This window comes from Thalassobaculum sp. OXR-137, from assembly GCF_034377285.1.
Taxonomy (GTDB): Bacteria; Pseudomonadota; Alphaproteobacteria; order Thalassobaculales; family Thalassobaculaceae; genus Thalassobaculum.
The window spans coordinates 277,006-292,330 of the sequence record NZ_CP139715.1 but is presented as its reverse complement, the minus strand read 5'-3'; the positions used below and the strand labels follow the sequence as shown (position 1 = coordinate 292,330).

At 70.5% G+C, this 15,325-nt stretch carries 13 protein-coding genes; 6 read left to right on the top strand and 7 right to left on the bottom strand.

Going from position 1 to position 15,325, the window contains the following annotated elements; translation table 11 throughout:
• Positions 1-98: 98 nt before the first annotated feature.
• From T8K17_RS01385 to T8K17_RS01370, 4 genes are read right to left on the bottom strand one after another with little or no spacing between them, the layout of a single operon-like run.
• On the bottom strand, positions 99-695 hold the full coding sequence (locus T8K17_RS01385) for a DUF2889 domain-containing protein (RefSeq protein WP_322332747.1): 597 nt from the start codon (positions 693-695) through the stop codon (positions 99-101).
• 57 nt (positions 696-752) lie between these two features.
• A complete protein-coding gene (locus T8K17_RS01380) occupies positions 753-2,060 on the bottom strand; it encodes an HlyC/CorC family transporter (RefSeq protein WP_322332746.1) in 1,308 nt (435 codons plus the stop codon).
• Between the two features lie 7 nt (positions 2,061-2,067).
• Positions 2,068-3,210 (bottom strand): 3-dehydroquinate synthase, encoded by a 1,143-nt coding sequence (aroB, locus tag T8K17_RS01375; RefSeq protein ID WP_322332745.1) that lies wholly within the window; start codon positions 3,208-3,210, stop codon positions 2,068-2,070.
• 10 nt (positions 3,211-3,220) lie between these two features.
• Positions 3,221-3,901 (bottom strand): shikimate kinase, encoded by a 681-nt coding sequence (locus T8K17_RS01370; protein WP_322332744.1) that lies wholly within the window; start codon positions 3,899-3,901, stop codon positions 3,221-3,223.
• 318 nt (positions 3,902-4,219) lie between these two features.
• Between T8K17_RS01370 and T8K17_RS01365 the strand changes: the two genes are divergently transcribed.
• The 3 genes from T8K17_RS01365 to T8K17_RS01355 all read left to right on the top strand — a co-directional run bounded on the left by T8K17_RS01365 (position 4,220) and on the right by T8K17_RS01355 (position 8,016).
• Positions 4,220-6,079, top strand: a complete 1,860-nt coding sequence (locus T8K17_RS01365; protein ID WP_322332743.1) for a hypothetical protein — start codon at positions 4,220-4,222, stop codon at positions 6,077-6,079.
• Position 6,080: 1 nt separating this feature from the next.
• Entirely contained in the window at positions 6,081-6,998 is a 918-nt protein-coding gene (gene xerD / locus T8K17_RS01360; RefSeq protein ID WP_322332742.1) for a site-specific tyrosine recombinase XerD, read from the top strand.
• 67 nt (positions 6,999-7,065) lie between these two features.
• Positions 7,066-8,016, top strand: a complete 951-nt coding sequence (locus tag T8K17_RS01355; RefSeq protein ID WP_322332741.1) for an acetyl-CoA carboxylase carboxyltransferase subunit alpha — start codon at positions 7,066-7,068, stop codon at positions 8,014-8,016.
• A gap of 163 nt (positions 8,017-8,179) precedes the next feature.
• On the opposite strand, the gene T8K17_RS01350 is transcribed toward T8K17_RS01355, so the two are convergent.
• Together T8K17_RS01350 and T8K17_RS01345 are read right to left on the bottom strand one after the other, a co-directional pair.
• Positions 8,180-8,770 (bottom strand): DJ-1/PfpI family protein, encoded by a 591-nt coding sequence (locus tag T8K17_RS01350; RefSeq protein WP_322332740.1) that lies wholly within the window; start codon positions 8,768-8,770, stop codon positions 8,180-8,182.
• A 29-nt stretch (positions 8,771-8,799) separates the two neighbouring features.
• Complete coding sequence (locus T8K17_RS01345) at positions 8,800-9,807, bottom strand: GlxA family transcriptional regulator (RefSeq protein WP_322332739.1); 1,008 nt, start codon at positions 9,805-9,807, stop codon at positions 8,800-8,802.
• A gap of 184 nt (positions 9,808-9,991) precedes the next feature.
• Between T8K17_RS01345 and T8K17_RS01340 the strand changes: the two genes are divergently transcribed.
• A complete protein-coding gene (locus tag T8K17_RS01340; RefSeq protein ID WP_322332738.1) occupies positions 9,992-10,519 on the top strand; it encodes a hypothetical protein in 528 nt (175 codons plus the stop codon).
• Positions 10,520-10,687: 168 nt separating this feature from the next.
• On the opposite strand, the gene T8K17_RS01335 is transcribed toward T8K17_RS01340, so the two are convergent.
• Positions 10,688-12,733, bottom strand: a complete 2,046-nt coding sequence (locus T8K17_RS01335) for a molybdopterin-dependent oxidoreductase (RefSeq protein WP_322332737.1) — start codon at positions 12,731-12,733, stop codon at positions 10,688-10,690.
• Positions 12,734-12,969: 236 nt separating this feature from the next.
• On the opposite strand from T8K17_RS01335, the gene T8K17_RS01330 reads away from it, so the two are divergent.
• The gene (locus tag T8K17_RS01330; protein WP_322332736.1) at positions 12,970-13,725 is read left to right on the top strand and encodes a TVP38/TMEM64 family protein; all 756 of its coding nucleotides are present in this window, start codon (positions 12,970-12,972) and stop codon (positions 13,723-13,725) included.
• 175 nt (positions 13,726-13,900) lie between these two features.
• Positions 13,901-15,325 carry a dihydrolipoyl dehydrogenase family protein gene (locus tag T8K17_RS01325; protein ID WP_322332735.1) on the top strand — a complete coding sequence of 475 codons (1,425 nt, stop codon included), beginning with the start codon at positions 13,901-13,903 and terminating at the stop codon, positions 15,323-15,325.

Genomic DNA, 15,325 nt, shown 5'->3' with positions numbered 1-15,325 from the left:
TCGCTAATCTCGGAGAAAAATTGTTCGGAACTTCGAGGCATGATCGCAAAATAATCCTGGATTAAATTCGGGACAGGACGACGGGATGGGCGCGCGCCCTACTCCCCCGCCTCCGCGTTCGGCCGGTGCCATTGCGGCCACATTTTCTCGACCACCGGGCCGGTGTCGGAAAACGCGTGGCACGTGTTGAGCAGGCGCGGGGGCCGGCTGGAGCCCTCGGTCTTCTTCGGCGCCTCGCCCCGCTCCTCCGCCTCGCGCTGCATGCGGGACTTCTCGCCGAAGATCGTCTGGTAGGCCACCGTCGCCAGCGGGCCGAGCAGTTCGACCAGATGGGTGCAGCCCTCCACGCCGCCCAGACGCTCGCGCACCTGCTTGCGCCAGCCGGCGCCGATGGACAGGCCCTCCAGCCGCTTGAAGTTCGGCGTGATCGACGGGCAGATCGGGAACGGGCTGGCGTCGGTCGAGGCCTCGGCGCCGTGAACCGTCATGTCCGCGTCGATGGTCAGGCGCAGCCACATGTCGTGGATCGCCTGGCCCGGCTCCACGGTGCCGCGGAACTCGTTGGGGAAGGCGTAGCTCTTGGTGTCGACCAGATGGCCTTCGATGTCCCACATTCCGTCGCTGCGCCGCCAGCCCTTGCAGACGATGGTGCGGTCATGGACGGGTTCACGCTCTACGGGAGGGCTCAGCGGCATGGATGTCTCTCGTGTTGGCGGAAGGGCGGGGCAGCAGACGGAGCGCCGGGCCGGCCGTCAGGAACTGGCCGGCTGGGTGATCGGGGTCATGCGCAGCAGCGTCATCTGGTTGCGGTGCCGGCGCAGGATCCGGAAGCGGAAGCCGTGGAAGGAGAATTCCTGCCCGACCTCGGGGATCTTCCGGGCCTCGTATAGCACGAGCCCGGCGATGGTGGAGGCCTCTTCGTCCGGCAGGTTCCACTCGAACTCGCGGTTCAGGTCGCGGATCGTCACCGATCCCTCGACCACGAAGGACCCGTCGGGCTGCGGCCGGACGCCGGAGACGGCCACGTCGTGCTCGTCCAGGATGTCGCCGACGATCTCCTCCAGGATGTCCTCCAGGGTCACCACGCCCATGAAGCTGCCGTACTCGTCGACCACCACGGCGAAATGCTCGCGCCGCTCGCGGAACGCCTGGAGCTGGTCGAGCAGGGTGGTGGTGTCCGGGATGAACCAGGGTTCCGCCGCGATCGCCATGACGTCGAAGGCTTCCGGCGTCATCCCCTTGGCCGCGCGGATCGCCCGCAGCAGCGCCTTGACGTGCAGCACGCCGACGATGTTGTCCTGGTCCTCGCGGTACAGCGGCAGGCGGGTGAACGGGCTTTCCAGCACCTGGGCCAGCAGCTCGTCGATCGGGGCGTCGGCATCGATCATCCGCACCGAGCCCCGGTGGGTCATGATCTCCTCGACCTCCACATCGGCCAGGTCGAGGATGGAGCGCAGCATGGCGCGCTCGTGCTCGACCTCCTGGCCGCCATCCGCGTGCATCTCGATCAGCCCGCGCAGTTCCTCCTCGCGCTCGTCATGGCCGAGACCGGCGGCGACGGAGACCCCGAACAGTTTCAGGGTGGCGCCGACGATCACCCGGGTCGCCCAGGTGAAGGGGGTGAGGACGAAGACCAGGGCGCGGATCAGCGGACCGACCACCAGGGCCATCTTGTCCGGGTTGTTGATGGCGTAGGTCTTCGGCAGCACCTCGGCGAAGATTACCACCAGCACGGTCATGACGACGGTGGCGATGGCCACGCCGTTCTCCCCCATCAGCGCGATCATGGCGCTGGTGGCCAGGGCGGAGGCCAGGATGTTGGCGATGTTGTTGCCGATCAGGATGGCCCCGATCAGGCTGTCGCTCTTCTCCTTCAGCTCGACCACCGTGGCCGCCCGGGTGCTGCCCTTGCGGGCGAGCTGGCTCAGCCGCGCCTTGCTGGCGGCGGTCAGCGCGGTCTCCGAGCCGGAGAAGAAGCCGGACATCAGAATCAGGAAGAAGATCACCCCAAGGGTGATCGCCGTCTCGACATCGATCTCGATCGTCGTGAGGAAGTCCATTGCCGGCTCAGGCCGCCTTCTGCCGGGTGAGAAGGGCGCGGGCCTGCGCCGGGTCGACATCGTCGCGCACCCGGGCCTCGCCGAGCGCGTCCAGCAGCACGAAGACGATGCGGCCGTCGCGCGCCTTCTTGTCCTTGGTCATGTGCGCCAGCAGCTCGTCCGCGCTCCAGGTGCGGTGGGGATCGACCTGGTCCAGCTCGGTGCGCAGGCCGACCGCCGCCAGATGCTTGGTCAGCCGCTCGGCGTCCTGGCCGGTGCAGGCGCCGATCTGTACGGACAGCCGCGCCGCCAGCACCATGCCGACCGCCACCGCCTCGCCGTGCAGCAGCGAGCCGTCATAGCCGGCCATGGCTTCCAGGGCGTGGCCGAAGGTATGACCCAGATTGAGCAGGGCGCGCCGGCCGCCGGCCTGTTCGCGCTCGTCGCCGGCCACGACCTCGGCCTTGGCCCGGCAGGAGGCGACGATGGCCTTGCGCCGGGCCGCCGGATCGCCGGCGACGACCGCCTTGCCGTGCTGTTCCAGCCACTCGAAGAAGCCGCGGTCGCCGAGCGCGCCGTATTTCGCCACCTCGGCATAGCCGGCCAGCAGTTCGCGCTCCGGCAGGGTGTCGAGGACGGCGGTGTCGATCAGCACCCGGCGCGGCTGGTGGAAGGCGCCGACAAGGTTCTTGCCGTGGGCGGTGTTGATGCCGGTCTTGCCGCCGACCGAGCTGTCCACCTGGGCCAGCAGGGTGGTCGGGATCTGGATGAAGTCGAGGCCGCGCAGCAGGCTGGCCGCCACGAACCCGGCGAGGTCGCCGACGACGCCGCCGCCGAAGGCGACGATCAGCGTGCGCCGGTCGATGCCCAGCGCCAGGGCGCGCTCGCACAGGTCCTGGTAGCGGGCGAAGGTCTTGCCGGACTCGCCGGCCGGGGTGGTCAGGGTGTCGACCCGGCGCGCGGTGGAGCCGCGCAGCGCCGCTTCCAGCGCGCCGAGATGCGGGCCGGTCAGCCCTTCGTCGGCGATGATGACGAGGTGGCGGCCGTCGATCAGATCTGACAGTTCGCGGTCGGCCGCGGCGATCAGGCCGGCGCCGACACGGATGTCGTACCGCCGGTCCGCGAGATCGACCTCCACGGTTTCGATGTCGCTCGATGCGGTCTGGGTCATGCGTCGTCCATCATGGGTAGGGCGTGGCCTCACGCGCCAGGTGGTCGAGGACGGCGTGATAGACCTTATCGACCGTCTCCTCAATCGGAACGCGCTGGGTTTCCACGACGAGATCGGCCTCGCCATAGATGGGATAGCGCTTCTGCATCAGGTCGCGCAGGGTCGCCTTGGGATCGGCGGTCTTCAGCAGCGGCCGGTTCGACCGCTTGGAGACCCGCTCGAACAGGGTCTCGAAATCCGCCTTCAGCCAGAGCGAGGTGGCCTCCGCCTTGATCAGGGCGCGGGTGTCGTCGGCCATGAAGGCGCCGCCGCCGGTCGCCAGGACGCGCGGGCCGCCGCTTTCGATCAGGCGGCGGATCACCCGCCGCTCTCCGTTGCGGAACTCCTCCTCGCCGAACGCCTCGAAGATCTCGGGGATCGTCCGGCCGGCCGCCTTCTCGATCTCGGTGTCGGCATCGGCGAAGGCGACGCCGAAGCGGTGGGCCAGACGGCGTCCGATGCTGCTCTTGCCGGCGCCCATCAGCCCGACCAGCACCAGGGGACGGGCGAGCAGGGCCGCGGGCGGGGCCTCGGCGCCGGCCTCGTGCTCCAACGGCTCGTCGACGAGATCGCCCATGACCTCACCGATCTCCGCGACGTTCTGGGAGGTCGATTCGGTCAATGCAGCCTGTGAGCTCGGACGAGCCGCCATGAGCAATGTCCCGGACATGGCCGGATCCCGTAGGTTCGTTTGCACGCGCGGTGCCCCACCGGTTAAAGTGCCACCGTCGCGCCTTAGTTAGGACCGTAGCATATGCGTCGCGACACCCGCCAGCCGAGTGACGGTCCAACTCGACGTGCTCGGCCAGGTGGGAGTCGTTCTGTCTCGATTCCGGCGACCGGGCCTTGGCCATGCGTTTTACACTGTTTCTGCTGTTTCTTGTCATTCTGATCCTCGCCGGCGGCGCGGTGTTCCTGTTGACCTGGGACATACCCGCGCCGACAGCGCCGATCGAGAAGGTGATACCGAATGATCGGTTCCCGCGTTAGGCACCGGAACGGGGGTTCGCGGCGGCTCAGCGCCGGGGTGCTCGCCGCCGTCTGGCTCCTCGCCCTCACGCCGCCGGATGCGCGCGCCCAGATCGGCGCGCCGATCCAGATCGGGCCGCCGCCGACGACCGACACCCGACAGGAGCCGCCCGTCCTCGGCCTTCCGCCGGCCGTCGGCCAGCCGGCGGTGCCCACGGTCATGCCCGCACCGGTGCAACCGGAAACCCGAACCACCGTCGACGGATCCATCACCATCGACCCGCTGGCCGGGCTGACCCTCGACGCGACCGGAACCCTCAGCCCTGCGACCGGCGGCCTGCGCTCGGATTTCTGGGCCGGTACGCCGGGAGATATCGCCCTGCGGCTGGTGCCCCTGGTGCCCGCGGCGCCGACCAGCCGCACGCTGCGCGATCTGGCCCGCCGTGCCCTGCTGAGCGCCGGACCGGCGCCGCGCGACCTTGCGCCCGAAGGCGATCTGTTGCTGGCCCGCGCGGAGCGGCTGCTGGCGATGGGAGCGATCGACGATCTGGCGGCGCTGGCCGAGCGCGTCTCCGACGACCGTATCTCGCTGGAGCTCAGTGCGCCGCTGGCCGAAGCGGCCTTCGCCCGGGAAGACGACGCCCGCGCCTGCGGCCTCTACGACCGCCTGACCGGGGCGGCCACCGACACGTTCTGGATCAAGGTCGCGGCGGTCTGCGACGCCCTGGCCGGCCGCAACGCCAAGGTCGATTTCGGCGCCCGTCTGCTGTCAGAACTGGGCGACGAGGACGAGCTGTTCGCCGCCCTGGCCCAGGCCGCCACGACGGCCCAGACCGGCTCGCCCTTCCGCATGGGCGGGGCCGGGCCGGTGCATCTGGCCATGGCACGGGTCGCGAAACTGAAGATCGAGCCGGACATCGGTGAGATCGAGTCCCTGCCGGTGCTGGTGGCGCTGGCCCGCGGCTCCGGCAATCCGCCCTTCGCCCAGCGTCTGGAGGCGGCCGAGAAGGCGGAACGGGCGGGTGCCCTGTCCGCCGCCGAGGTCACCGGCCTCTACAGCGACGTGTCGGTGTCCACCGCCTCCGTCGAGGCGGCGATCGCCGCCGCCCAGGCCGATCCCGGACCGCTGAGCCGGGCCATCCTGTGGCGGGTGACCGAGGCGCAGACCGCCCCGGCCGAGCGCGCCCGGGCGATCGACAAGGCCATGGAGATGGCCGAGGACGACGAGACCTGGCAGCAGACCGCCCGGCTGTTCTCGAGCTTCCTGGTGGCGCTGGATCCCGGCGCCGATGTGGACTGGTTCGCCGAGGACGCGGTCCGCGGCCTGCTCGTGGCCGACCAGTTCCGCGCGGCCCGGCCCTGGATCGAGCGGCTGCGCCGGATGGAGGCGTCCGGATCGGAGGCGGCCTCGACGTCCTGGCTGCGGCTGTGGGCGGCGGTGCGGCTCGCCGGCGGCGACCAGATGACGGCGTTCGACGAGGCCGCCGTGGCGCGCTGGTGGGCGTATCTGCGCTCGCTGGACGAGCAGCAGGCCTCCCTGCGCGGGTCGGCAGCCCTGGCGCTGATGGCGGCGCTGGGCGATCCGGTGGGCGCCGACGCCTGGCGCGCCCTGGTTACGGTTCCCGCGGTGGACATCCGCGCCGTGCCCGAGACCGCCTTCGCCTTCGCGATCCGCGCCGCCGCCGACAGCCGGCGGCTGGGGGAGACGGTCCTGCTCTGCGCCGCCGCACCGGGCGAGACCCCGCTGGGCGAAATCGCCATCCCGGCTCTGGCCGACATGGTGCGGGCGCTCGCCGCCGTCGGGCTGGAGCCGGAAGCGCGGCGTCTGGCGACCGAGGCGGCCCTGGCCCACGGCCTCTGAGATGTCCGATCCGGCCGTCGCCGCCGACTTCACGGTGGAAGCCTTCCTGGAGATGCTGGTCGCCGAACGCGGCGTGTCCCGTAATACCCTGGACGCCTATCGCCGCGACCTCGCCGATGCGGGCGGCTGGCTGACCGGACGCAAGCGGGCGCTGGCGACGGCGGACAGCGACGACCTGCGTGGCTATCTCGACGGATTGGAGCGCGCCGGCATGGCGCCGCGGACCGCCGCCCGGCGGTTGTCGGCCCTGCGCCAGTACTACCGGTTCCTGTACAGCGACGGCCACCGCACCGACGACCCGACCACCGTGCTCGACGCGCCGCGCCAGGGCCGGCCGCTGCCGAAGATCCTGTCGGAGACCGAGGTCGACGCCCTGCTGGACGCCGCCCGCGGCCTGGACGGGCCCGAGGGGCTGCGGCTGGTCTGTCTGCTGGAGGTGCTCTACGCCACCGGCCTTCGGGTGTCGGAGCTGGTCGGCCTGCCCTTCGCCGCGGTCGCCCGCGATCCCCGCGTGCTGCTGGTGCGCGGCAAGGGCGACAAGGAACGCATGGTGCCGCTGACCGACGCGGCCATGGCGGCGATCGCCGACTACAAGGCGGTGCGCGGCGTCTTCATGACCGGCAAGTCCTCGCCTTTCCTGTTCCCGTCGCGCTCGGCCGAGGGGCATCTCACGCGCCGCCGGTTCGGCCAGTTGCTGGACGAGGTGGCGCTGGAGGCGGGGATCGACCGCAAGCGGGTCTCGCCCCATGTGCTGCGCCACGCTTTCGCCACCCATCTGCTCGACCACGGGGCCGACCTGCGCAGCGTGCAGCAGATGCTCGGCCATGCCGATATTTCCACAACGCAGATCTATACCCATGTATTGACCGAGCGCCTTCGGGCATTGGTCGAGACACACCACCCTCTGGCACAGCGTTAGCCCCGCGCTTGAGAGGGAGCGGCGGCATCGGTATGGTGCGCCGCCGCAAACGGAGTAGTTTTCCCGCATGCATCAGTTCCTCGACTTCGAAAAACCGATCGCCGATCTGGAAGGCAAGATCGAAGAGCTCCGCCATCTGTCGAGCGACGGCGACCTCAACATCGCCGAGGAGGTCTCGAAACTCGAGGCCAAGGTGGAGCGCCAGCTGCGCACCACCTATCAGAAGCTGTCGCCCTGGCAGAAGGTGCAGGTCGCGCGCCATCCCGGCCGCCCGCACGCCCAGGCGGCGATCGACCATTTGATCGACGAATACGTGCCGCTGGCCGGCGACCGGTCGTTCTCCGACGATCCGGCCATCGTCGGCGGCGTGGGCCGCTTCAAGGGCCGGTCCGTCGTGGTGATCGGCACCGAGAAGGGGGCGACCACCGAGGAGCGGGTCCGCCGCAATTTCGGCATGGCCCGGCCGGAGGGCTATCGCAAGGCGCGCCGCCTGATGGAGTTCGCCGACCGCTTCCGGATGCCGATCCTGACCTTCGTGGATACCGCTGGCGCCTATCCGGGCGTCGATGCCGAGGCGCGCGGACAGGCCGAGGCCATCGCCCGGGCGATCGAGGCGTGCCTCGCCGTCCGCGTGCCGCTGATCGCCACGATCCTGGGCGAGGGCGGTTCCGGCGGCGCGGTGGCCCTGGCCGCCGGCAACCGGGTGCTGATGCTGGAGCACGCGATCTATTCGGTGATCTCGCCCGAGGGCTGCGCCTCGATCCTGTGGCGCTCCGGCGAGCATGCCAAGGACGCCGCTGAGGCGCTGAAGATGACGGCGCAGGATCTGGAGAAGCTGGGGGTGATCGACGGCATCGTGAAGGAGCCGCTCGGCGGCGCCCATCGCGAGCCGGCCCCGGCGCTGGATGCCCTGGGCGTGGCCCTGGACAAGCACCTGAGCGAGCTGGTCGGCCGCGACGGCGGCGCATTGCGGGCCGAACGCCGCGACAAGTTTTTGGCGATCGGCGCGGCGGAGTAGAGCGCCGCTTTCCTCTCTTCTCCTGCATCGTCATCCCGGGCGATCCCGGACCTGATCCGGGAGCGGCCCGGGACCCGGCACGCTCATCGCCTGGGTCCCGGCCGACCTCCGGGTCGAGCCCGGAGCCCGCCGGGATGACGGAGAGATCAGGTGCTCTTGAGCGCTACACCGCGCCCTGATGCGGCGGGGCCGGGTCGTATTCCATGTTGCGCTGGACCTGACGGGCGAAGGCCGGCTCCCAGATCTCGCCGATCAGCCACAGCGCCATGTCGATCCCCGCCGACACGCCGGCCGAACTCACCACATTGCCGTCGCGCACATAGCGCACGTCGTCCAGCACCTCGCCCGCCTCGCCGCGGCCGCGCACCAGGTCGACCGCCCGCCAGTGGGTGGTGATCCGCCTGCCCTTGGCCGGACCGGCGGCTGCCAGCAGCATGGAGCCGGTGCACACCGACGTCACCCAGGTGCAGCCCGCTGCCGTCCTGGCGATCCAGGCCAGCAGCTCCGGATTGTTCACCTCGCGCCGCGTGCCCTGGCCGCCCGGCACCACCAGCACGTCGAGCGGCGGGCAGGCGGCCATCGTGTGGTCGGGGACGACGCGCAATCCCTTGGCGCAGCGCACCGGCGTCTCGGCCGGGCCGATGGTCACGCACTCGATCTCCGGCTTCAGGTGACCGGCCATGGTCCAGACCTCCCAGGGGCCGACCATGTCCAACTCCTCCAGATCGTCGAACATCAGAAATCCGACACGCATGGAACTCTCCTGTTTCAGGGGGGAACTCGTCAGGTGGGAGCGGGCCCGCCGAACTGACGGCGGTATTCGGCGGGCGATACCCCGAAGGCGCGCTGGAAGCTGCGGCGCATCCGTTCGGCATTGGTGAAGCCGGTCTCGCTGGCCACCCGCTCGACGGCCGCCCCCGGCCGTTCCAGCCGGCGGCGGGCGGCGTCCAGCCGCGCCCGCTCGACGAAGGCGGCGGGCGTCTCGCCGACCGCCTCGCGGAAGCGCCGGGCGAAGGTGCGCGGCGACATGCCGACCCGGGCCGCCAGATCCTCCACCGACAGCCGGTCCTCCAGGTGGTCGAACATCCAGGTCTGCAGCGCCGCCAGCCGGTCGTCGGCCGCCGATTGCAGGGCGAGTTCGCTGCTGTACTGGCGCTGGCCGCCGCTGCGCTGCATCGCCATGACCTTGGAGCGGGCGATGCGCAGAGCCTCCTCGCGGCCGAGATCGCGGGCGATCATGGCGAGCGTCAGGTCCATGCCGGCGGTCACCCCGGCGGAGCTCCAGAACTTGCCGTCCTCCACGTAGATACGGTCCGGCTCGACCCGGATGGCCGGGTGGCGCGCGGCCAGGGTGTCGGCGTGCTGCCAGTGGGTGGTGACGGTGCGCCCGTCCAGCAGCCCGGTGCGGGCCAGCAGGAAGGCGCCGGTGCAGACCGTCGCGGCCCGGCGGCTCGCCTCCGCCGTGGCCACCGTCCAGTCCCGCAGCGCCCCGGTCACCGGCGTGTGCCGCGAGCCCGGCCCGCCGGCGACGATCAGGGTATCGACCGTGGCCGGATCCAGCGTGGCGATGGTCTCCTGGGCTTCCAGGCCGAGGCCGGCTTCGGTGGTCACCCGGCCATCCTGCGGCGCCACCAGGACCACCCGGTAGGCGGCGGCGGGAGAGCCCGGGCGGATCGCGGAGGCGAAGAGTTCGAACGGACCGGCCACGTCCAGAAGCTGGCAGCCGGGCACGGCGAGGATCGCGACGACGGCGGGCGGGGCATAGGCCGGGGCGGGGGTAACGGTGCTCATGTCCCAAGCCTGCTCTCGCCCCGCGATGGCGGCAATGTCAAAGATCCCTCATTTTCCGCCAAGGGCCGCCGGCCGGCGAAACCGGACCGCTCCCCGCCCGAAATCGCCCCGCGCCTGCCATAGCCCCCGCAGTCCACCGGGCCGCGGATCGCCTCCGACGGCCCGCCTGCGAGAGGAGATCCGCATGACCCTGGGATGCGACGGTCCGGGAGAAGAGCGCTGGGCGCTGGCCGGGCCGGAATGGTTCGACGACCTGCGCCGCTATTGGGTCGATCAGCGGGCGGGGGCCGAGCTGCCGGACGCGGACGAGCTGTTCCTGGCCGATCTGTGCGAGATCATGCCGAGCCTGCTGCTGGCCTATCTTGATCCGCTGCGCGGGTCGTACCGGATCGAGTTCTCCGGCTCCATCGCCCGGGGGCTGCTGGGCGGCGAATTGCTCGGCCAGTATCCGGAATGGGCGGAGCCGGGGACGGCCCTGTCCTGGATCGGGGCGGGCTATGCCGGGGCCGGGCGGCTGATCCCGCCGGGCATCGTGCAGATCCGCCACCAGGACCTGATGGCCACCCACCTGCCTTACCGCAATTCCGACGGCAAGGTCGGGCTGATCCTGACGGCGCTTGCCGAGAAACCGCTGCGCGCGGCGAACCGGCAGGGGGCGACGGTCCTGCCGTTTCCGGGGAAGCGGGGTGGGAAGGGGCGGGGGAAAGAATAAAGATGCCGCCTCCCTCACCCTGTCATCCCGGCGTTCTCCGGGCTCGACCCGGAGGACGGCCGGGACCCAGGGGCCTCGTGCGGGGTCCCGGGCCGCTCCCGGATCGGGTCCGGGACCGCTCGGGATGACGGGATGACGGGATGACAGGGTGAGGAAAAGTCGTGCGCCCTAAACCCGGGCCACCTCCACCCGTGCGTCGTTGAAGCAGGCGCCTTCGCAAAGGTCCGCCTTATGGGTCGGCAGCAGGGCGTTGACCGTGAGCCCGGTGTCGCTGGTGCGCATCCAGGTCCCCTTGTCCGAATACACGCTGCCCGGCCGGACCGCGTCGGTCAGCACCGCGCGCAGCACCGTCTCGCCCAGGTCGTTGTGGACCCGCACCAGGTCGCCCTCCTCGATGCCGCGGGACGCCGCGTCCACCGGGTTGATCTCCAGCGGCTGCACGCCGTCGCTTGCCGCATGGCCGCCGAAGGTGGCATTGGTGCGGTGGGCGGAGGACGGGGTGATAAGCGCCAGCGGATAGCCGCTCTCCACCGGCCGATAGGCGGGCACGCGGAAGCCGCGCGCCTCTTCCATCCAGTCCGAGGCCAGCTCCGCCTTGCCAGAGGCAGTCTTCGGGAATACGGTGGCGAAGGGCACGATCTCCTGCGCGCCATCCGCCGTCATGTTCAGCGCCCGGTCGAGCGGCAGCTCGCTCGGCCGCATCCCGCCCAGACGCGGATCGGCGCCGTCGATCGCCTCGTCCATCAGCTCCGCATCGGTGGCGGCGAAGCACGGATCGGTGTAGCCGAACCGTGCCGCCAGCCGGCGGAAGATCTCCGTGTTCGGCAGCGCCTCGCCCACCGGCGCGATCACCGGCTCGGCCCGCTGCAGATAGGTCTGGCCATAGGCCGGGAAGATGTCGGCGTGTTCGAAATGGGTGCAGGCCGGCAGGATCACGTCGCAGTAGCGCATGCTGTCGGTCATCTGCACCTCGCAGCCGACGACGAACACGTCCTCGCGGCTGAACGCCTCCATCACCAGCTTCTGGTCCGGAAACACGGCGATGGGGTTGTGGTTGTAGACGAAGACGGCGGCGACCTTCGGATCCAGGTCGTCGCGCAACATGTTGGCCGGCACGTCCATGATGTTCATGCGCCGGGTGCCCTGCGGGATCAGGTCGGTGCGCTGCAGCTTCGCCACGGTCTTCGGCACGGCGGCCCCGACCTTGGCGATGACGCCGCCGCCGCGCACGCCCCACTTGCCGCAGAGCACCGGCAGGGCGGCGACCGCGCGCACGGAATTGCCGCCGTTCTGGTTGCGCTCCATGCCGTTGCCCATGCCGATCAGGGCGGGGCTCGCCTCGGCGTACCAGGATGCCAGCGTGCGGATCTGCTCCTCGGGCACGCCGCAGACCTCGGCGGCGCGCTCGACCGTCCAATCGCGGGCGGCCGTCATGAACTCTTCCGCACCCGACGCCCAGCGGTCGATGAAGGCCTGGTCGAAGGCGCCGATCCGCTCCAGCTCGGCGGCAAGCGCGAAGGCCAGGACCACGTCGGTGCCGGGCCGGATCGCCACATGCATGTCGGCCTGCTCGGCCGCCTTGATCCGCTTGGGATCGACCACGACGATCTTCGCCCCCGCCGCCTTCGCCCGGTTGATGGTGCGGATGAAGTGCAGGTTGGAGACGGTGACGTTGTTCGACCACACGATGATCAGCTCGGCGCCGATCCCCTGCTCCGGAGGGGTGCCGGGCATGGCGCCGTAAATCGACACGAAGGCCTCGCCCTTGACGCCGCCGCACATCGGGCCGCGGTCGAGGAGGGTGGCGCCCATCTGGTGGAAGAAGCGGAAATCCATCGACCCGCCGGCCAGCATCCCATGCGGCCCGGCATAGGCCAGCGGCACCACCGACTGCGGCCCGTGCTCCGAGATCGCCTTGGTGAGCCCGGCATGGACCAGGTCCAGCGCCTCGTCCCAGGAGATGCGCTCGAAGGCATTTTCGCCGCGCCTGCCGACCCGCTTCATCGGATGGGTCAGCCGGCCCTCGCCGTGGACGAAATGTGGGTAGTAGCGTGAGACCTTGTTGCAGACCACGCCCTCGGTCAGCGGGTTGGCGGTGGAGCCGCGCACGCCGGTGACCTTGCCGGCCTCGACCGTGACGTCGAGGCTGCAGGTGTCCGGGCAGTCGAGCGGGCACACACTCGGTTTCGTGATCGAAGCTTGGCCGTCGGGCATGGATGCCTCCAGTGTCTTGTTACGGGCGATCTTGCGCCCGGTTTGGCTCTGCCGGTAGCGCCATTGCCCGGGGTCTCATGGCGCCAAGCCAACGGGCGACGGCCGTGTACACGGGCTCCTCACGGCCTGTTGACTGGCGCCGGCGGCGCCAGGGGGCATCTTGGCCGGGCGGGTGTGCGGCCCCATCATCGCATCCCGGCCGAGAACCCAACCGGATTGAGGGAAGCGGGGACCACGTGAGCGAACGGCAGGCGACAGAGAGCTCCGGAGACTTGGAGGGCAGCGGCGTCACGCTGCGCCGCCTCCTGCCCATCGGCCTGCTGCTGGGCGGTCTGGTGGCGTTCTTCGCCGCCGATCTGGACCGGTTCGTCTCGTTCCAGGCGGTGTCCGAGAACCATGAGGTCCTGCAGGACTGGGTGGCGGCGAACCCGGTGGTCAGCCGGCTCGGCTACGCGGCGGCCTATGCGCTCTCCATCGCCTTCTCCCTGCCTGTCGGGCTGGTGCTGACGGTCACCGGCGGGCTGGTCTTCGGCCTGGTGGAGGGCACTGTGCTGACGGTGCTGGCGGCGACCGTCGGGGCGCTGGCGGTGTTCCTGGCCGCCCGCACGGCGATCGGCGACAGTCTGCGCGCCAAGGCGGGACCGTTCGTCGCCCGGCTCGAGGACGGATTCCGGGAGAACGCGCTGAGCTATCTGCTGGTGCTGCGGCTGGTGCCGATCTTTCCGTTCTGGCTGGTGAATATCGTTCCGGCTCTGCTCGGGGTGTCGACGCGTGTCTTCCTGATCGCCACCGCCATCGGGATCGTGCCCGGGACCTTCGTCTTCGTGTCGGTGGGCAACGGCCTCGACACCGTGTTCGACCGGGGCGAGCTGCCGGGCCTGGGGATCTTCCTTGAGCCCACCGTGTTAGTCCCGATCGCGGGCCTGACCCTGCTGGCGCTGGTCCCGGTGCTGTATAAGCGCCTGCGCCGCGGGGCCGCGTCATCCGCGTGACGGCATGATACGCTCCCAACCCGGACACTCCCCGGATCTATTCCGGGGCGAGCCTTTAAGCTGAGACAGGCGTCGTGCGATTTCATGTCGACGGTATAAACCGCTGCCGGCCTTACCCCGGAATCAATCCGGGAAGTGACGAGTGGGCGTTTGATCTGACCGCAGGAGCCCCAGCATGACCGAGACGATCCAGGCCGATATCTGCGTCATCGGGGCCGGTGCCGGCGGGCTGTCGGTGGCCGCCGGTGCCTCGCAGATGGGCGCCAGCGTCGTCCTGTTCGAGAAGGGCGAGATGGGCGGCGACTGCCTCAATGTCGGCTGCGTGCCGTCCAAGGCGCTGCTCGCCGCCGGCCACGCCGCCCATGCCGCGGCCAGCGCCGGTCGGTTCGGCGTCGACGCGCCGGTCCGCTCGGTCGACTGGGCGCGGGTGCGCGACCACGTCCGCGGCGTGATCGCCGAGATCGCCCCGATGGACTCCGTCGCCCGCTACAGCGGTTTCGGCGTCCGCGTCGTCCAGGCCGAGGCCCGGTTCACCGGTCCCCGCGCCGTGGAAGGCGGCGGGGTGCGGGTGGAGGCCAAGTTCGTGGTCATCGGCACCGGCTCGACCCCGGCCGTGCCGCCGATCCCCGGGCTGGACAGCGTGCCCTTCCTGACCAACGAGACGGTGTTCGACCTGGAGACGCGGCCGCGCCGGCTGCTGGTGCTGGGCGGCGGCCCCATCGGCTGCGAACTGGCCCAGGCGCACGCGCGGCTCGGCTGCGAGGTGGTGCTGGTGGAGGCGAAGTCGCTGCTCGGCGTCGAGGACCAGGAGGCGGCCGAGGTGGTGCGCCTGGCCCTACGGCGCGACGGGGTCGAGATCCACGAGGGCACGGCGGCGATCCATGCCGGCCCGTCCGCCGACGGGATCGAGCTGACGGTGCGGTCCGACGCGGGCGAGGGCGTGCTGAGCGGCAGTCACCTGCTGGTGGCGGTCGGACGGCGCGTCGGGTTCGAAGGGCTGGATCTGAGCCGGGCCGGGATCGAGACCGACGAGCGCGGCCGCCTCAAGCTGGACCGCCGGCTGCGCACCACCAATCGCCGGGTCTTCGCCGTGGGCGATGCGGCGGGCGGAGCCCAGTTCACCCATCTCGCCGGCTTCCATGCGGGCATCGTCATCCGCAATGCCCTGTTCCGCCTGCCGGCCAAGGCCGAGATCGCGCTGCCCCGGGTGACCTATACCGCGCCGGAACTGGCCAGCGTCGGCGACGACGAGGCGGCGCTGCGCGGGCGCGGAGACGCCTTCGAGGTCCTGCGCTGGCCCTTCGCCGAAAACGACCGCGCGGTCGCCGAGCGGGAGGTGGAGGGCTTCACCAAACTTTACGTCTCGCCAAAGGGTCGTATTCTGGGAGCCGTCGTGGTCGGCACGGGGGCCGGAGAGATCGTCTCGCTATACACCCTGGCGATTGCCAAGAAGCTGAAGGTGTCCGACATCGCCGGCCTCGTGGTCCCGTACCCCACCCGCACCGAGGTGGTGAAGCGGGCGGCGGGAAGCTGGTATGTGCCCAAGCTGTTCTCCGCGCGCACCCGGCGCATCGTGCGGTTCCTGATGCGCTTCGCCTGA